Below are 4565 nucleotides of genomic sequence, written 5' to 3' on the forward strand. Positions count from 1 at the left end.
TCTCCAACGGAGCCTCCCAGGCCCGGTGACACCACCCCCCAGGTCATCCGTTCGACAGCGGGGACCAGTCATGCCGGGCCCGGAGGCCAGCAGCCCTCTTGCAGGACCGCGAAGAACATAACGGGGGAGCGCGGCTGTCGCCTTCGCCGTTCGAGACGAGGAGACCCGCAGGCTTTGGTGTGCTTGGCCGGGGAGCTTGGGCAATCCTTATGAACTTGGTGCCTGTTGCCGTACAACCTTCCCGCGAGTGATCCAGGTCACTAGCCTTTCTGGGGCGATGTGCCGGGTTTGCTCCTGTGAGACGAGAGTAGTGATCTAGACCACCGTCCTGCGGTGCCCGTACTGTCCCGCTCCACGGTCTTCATGGAATCTTCATAATGTGGGCGGGGAGTAGGGATGACGCGTTCGGCGCGCAGACGGCGCGGCGCCAGCCGGTTACTGGTCTGGTTGCTGGGCACCGTGGTGTCGGTGAGCCTGCTGCCGGGGCCTCCCGCGGCCCAGGCCCAGCCCCGCACGGCGCACCCGTCTCCTGCGACCCGCACCGCGGCTACCCGACCGGCCCAGGCCGCGACCGAGCAGGCCGCGTTGGCGCAGGCCAAGAGCAGCGACGCCAAAGTCGAGGTGACCTCCGCGCGCGGGGAGAGCCGGGAAGTGTTCGCCACCCCCGAGGGCAACCTGGAGGTACGCGAGTACCTGCGTCCGGTACGGGCGCGGATCAAGGGCCAGTGGCGCGCGATCGACACCGACCTCGTGACGGCCGGCGACGGCACCGTGGCCCCGAAGGCCACGACGGTGGACCTGCGGTTCTCCGGCGGCGGGACGGGCCCGCTGGTGCGCATGCAGCGCACCGGCCGGGAACTGGCCCTGACCTGGCCGGCCCGGCTGCCGGCCCCCGTGCTGGAGGGGGCGACGGCCACCTACCGCGACGTGCTGCCGGAGGTGGACCTGCGCATGGGAGCGCAGGCCGACGGGTTCACGCAGCTGCTGGTGGTCAAGACCGCCCAGGCCGCGGCCAGCGCGGAGCTGGCGCAGCTGCGGCTGAAACTGTCCGCGACGGGCCTGCAGGTCAAGGAGACCGCCGGCGGGGGACTGGAGGCCATCGACGAGGGGGCCCAGGCCACGGTGTTCGAGGCACCCACCCCGCTGATGTGGGACTCCAGCCCCGGCCGCCCCGCAGCCGGCACAGCCGGGCCCCAGGCTGCCCGGGCCGGGCCCGCCACGGCGCGCGAGGCCGGCCAGGAGCCGGGGGCGGGGGAGTCCGGCAAGCTGGCACCGGTGGGCGTCCAGGTGCCGGCCGGGCAGGACGCAGTGGTCCTCAAGCCCGACGCTGACGTACTCACCGGCAAGGACACCGTCTACCCGGTTTTCATCGACCCTCAGTGGTCCTCGCCGCGCGCGGCGGCCTGGACGGTCGCCTCGCAGTACTGGGCCTCCTCCCCGCAGTGGAAGTTCAACGGCGACCACGATGCGGGGCTGGGCTACTGCGGCTGGAACTACTGCAAGCCCAATGACACCAAGCGCCTGTTCTACCGCGTGCCGACCGCCGCCTTCGCCGGCAAGACGGTCCTCAAGGCCGAGTTCGTGGTCCGCAGCACCTGGGCGGCGTCCTGCTCCGCGCGGGAGGTGCAGCTGTGGCGCACCAAGGACATCTCCTCCGCCACCACCTGGAACGCCCAGAACGCCGACGGCTTTTGGCAGCGGCACCTGAAGACCTCCAGCTTCGCCTACGGCTACGAGGGCTGCGCGGCCCGCGATGCCGAATTCGATGTGAAGCCCGCAGTGCAGGAGGCAGCCAACCGCCAGTGGTCGGCGCTGACCTTCGGGCTGCGCGCCACCGACGAGGGCGACCGTTACGGCTGGAAACGGTTCTCCGACAAGGCGTCCCTGCGCGTGCAGTACAACCGGCCGCCCGCGCAGATCAAGATGTCGCAGCTGGCCATGGAGTACGGCGGGGTGTGCAAGAAGCCGGAGACCGCGGCCCGCACCCGCACCCTGGGCAAGATCTACGCCAACAACGTCAGCGACCCCGACGGCGACAGCGTCGCGGTGCAGTTCCAGGCCAAGTGGGACGCCGGCGACGGCAAGGGCACCATCGCCCGCTGGCAGCCGGGCCGCACCACCGCCAAGAAGTCCGGCTCCAGCTTCGCGCTGAGCCTGCCGTCCTCGATCCCCGCCAACCGGCAGATCTTCTGGTACGCCCGCGCCTGGGACGGCGCCCAGTACTCGCCGTGGTCGTTCGCCGGGGCGGCGACCACCTGCTACTTCGTCTACGACACCAGCGTCCCCAAGGCCCCCGCCGTCACCTCCGGCGAGTATCCCGCCTCCGACCCCGACAACCCCGACGACCCGTGGTACGACGGCGTCGGCCAGTACGGCACCTTCACCCTGCACTCCGCCTCCGGCGACGTCACCCGCTACCGCTGGAACCTCAACGGCGACCCCTGGCCCACCCGCGAACTCGCCACCAGCGCCGGCGCCCCGCAAAGAGCGATGGTGCTGCCCGCCCGGCCGGGGCTGAACTTCGTCACCGCCCAGGCCTTCGACGCGGCCGGCAACGGCAGCGAGATCCGCACCTACCAGTTCCGCGTCAAGGCCGGCCAGCCGGACCGCGCCGCATGGCAGATGGACGAGCCCGCCGACGCCCAGCAGGCCCAGGGCACCGCCCCCACCCGCACGGCACGCCTGTACGGCGGCGCCCGCACCGGCGCCGACGGCCTGCTGGGCAGCGCCCTGTGGCTCAACGGCACTGACGCCTACGCCGCCGCCGACCTGCCCGTCGTCGACACCGACCGCGGCTACGCCCTCTCCGCCTGGGTCAGGCCGTCCGAGAAGCCGCAACACGCGGCGGTGGTCGCCGCCCAGGCCGGCAACCGGGTCTCCGGCACCGAGCTGTACTACTCCGCCGACCTGGACCGCTGGGTCTTCAACCAGTACACCGACGACGCCCCCACCGGCACGCCGGTGCGGGCCACCGGCGCCCGGGCCGCCGGCGGGAGCTGGGCGCACCTGGTCGGCGTCCACGACACCATCGCCGACACCCTCACCCTCTACGTCAACGGCCGAAAAGCCGGCGCCGCCAAGCTCAACGGCGCCTTCTACGCCGCCGGGCCCCTGCTGATCGGCGCCGGCTCCTACCGCAACGGCGCCCTGGGCAGCTATTTCCCCGGGCAGATCGACGACGTACGGCTCTTCGACCGTCCCGTCTCCGCCGAAGAGGTCCAGCAGCTCTATGCACACCGCCCCCTGCTCGCCGGCCGCTGGCAGTTCGACCAGAGCACCGGCAGCGGCACCAACTCCGTCACCACGCCCGACGCCGTTTCCCCGGCCCGTCCCATGGCCCTGTACGGCGACGCCAAGCTGACGCCCGAGGCCGCCTTCATGGGCAGCAACGGGCTGCTGCTCGACGGCACCGGCGACTACGCCGCCACCGCCACCGTGCCCGTCGACACTGGCGAGAGCTTCACCGTCGCCGCCTGGGTCCAGGCCGCCGCCGTCCCTAAGGGGGCTTCCGCCCTGCTCAGCGCCGACGGCGAGCACACCAGCGCCTTCGCCGTGGGCTTCGTACCCGCCCCCGGCGACCCCCAGGCCCAAGGCCGCTGGCAGTTCGCCATGGCGGACCAGGACACCGCCGACGCCCCCATCACCCGGGCGGACAACGCCCAGGGCTTCCACGATGTGCGGGAATGGAACCACCTGGCCGTGGTCTACGACGGCCTGGCCAAACAGGCCCGCCTCTACGTCAACGGCACCCTCGAAGCGCTCGCCTGCACCGACGCCGACGGCGACGGGGACGCCGACAGCAGCGCCTGCGCCGACCAGGTCCCCTGGGCCGAGAACGTGCTCTCCTTCCAGGCCGTCAAGACCCTGCAGGTCGGCCGCGCCAAGGGCCGCGGCGCCTGGGGCGAGTACTGGCCGGGCGCCGTCGACGACCTGTGGACCTTCCAGGGCGCGCTCAGCGAAGCACAGGTCCGCTGGCTGGCCGAGCACTGGAGCGACGTGCCCACCGAAGTCCCCCAGCCGTAGCGCCCGAGCCGCCGGCCACGCGCCCGCGGCCCGGCGCAGCACTCCGTCTTGTCCTGAAACCTCTTGTCACCCCGCCCTGTGACGGGCGCGGGTGCCGCAGCGAAGGGTTGGAACAGCGATGAACGGCAAGGCCAGAGCGCGCAGACTGCTCGTCCTGCGGCGCCGGACGGCCGGCTGGCGGCGTAAGACCGCCCTGGCGGCGTCCGCGGTCATGGTCGGCGCCCTCCTGCAGGTCACCTCCGCTCCGCCGGCCCCGGCCGCCGACACCGCCAACCGCCCGGCCCTGCCGGCCGCCGAGAAACCCGTACCCGGCAAGACCGTCAGCCACATCAAACCGCGCACCCTGACACAGGGCCCCGCCACCCCGCGCGAGGCACCCAAGGTGTCCTGGCCCCGCCCCGGCACGGCCACTATCGACCTGGCCCGGCCCGCCGCCCGCTCGGCCGCCCCTGCCGAGGCCGCGGGCCTGCCGCTCAGCCTCACCCGCGCCCCGCAGCCCGGCGCCGGCAAGGCCGCCGGCACCGCCGCGGCGGCCCGCACCG

1 protein-coding gene and 1 pseudogene are annotated in these 4565 nt (G+C 72.7%); both read left to right on the plus strand.

Annotation, left to right across the window (positions count from 1 at the left end):
* Positions 1–396: 396 nt before the first annotated feature.
* Positions 397–4023, plus strand: a complete 3627-nt coding sequence (locus tag JXZ78_RS39890; protein ID WP_030017610.1) for a LamG-like jellyroll fold domain-containing protein — start codon at positions 397–399, stop codon at positions 4021–4023.
* A 118-nt stretch (positions 4024–4141) separates the two neighbouring features.
* Positions 4142–4565: pseudogene (locus JXZ78_RS39895) on the plus strand (hypothetical protein); the annotation flags it as partial.

This window comes from Streptomyces monomycini (genome assembly GCF_022271435.1).
Classification (GTDB): domain Bacteria; phylum Actinomycetota; class Actinomycetes; order Streptomycetales; family Streptomycetaceae; genus Streptomyces; species Streptomyces monomycini.

Excerpts from the sequence above, each read along its gene's own strand:
- JXZ78_RS39890 (WP_030017610.1), top strand. The coding sequence starts at position 397 with ATGACGCGTTCGGCGCGCAGACGGCGCGGCGCCAGCCGGTTACTGGTC.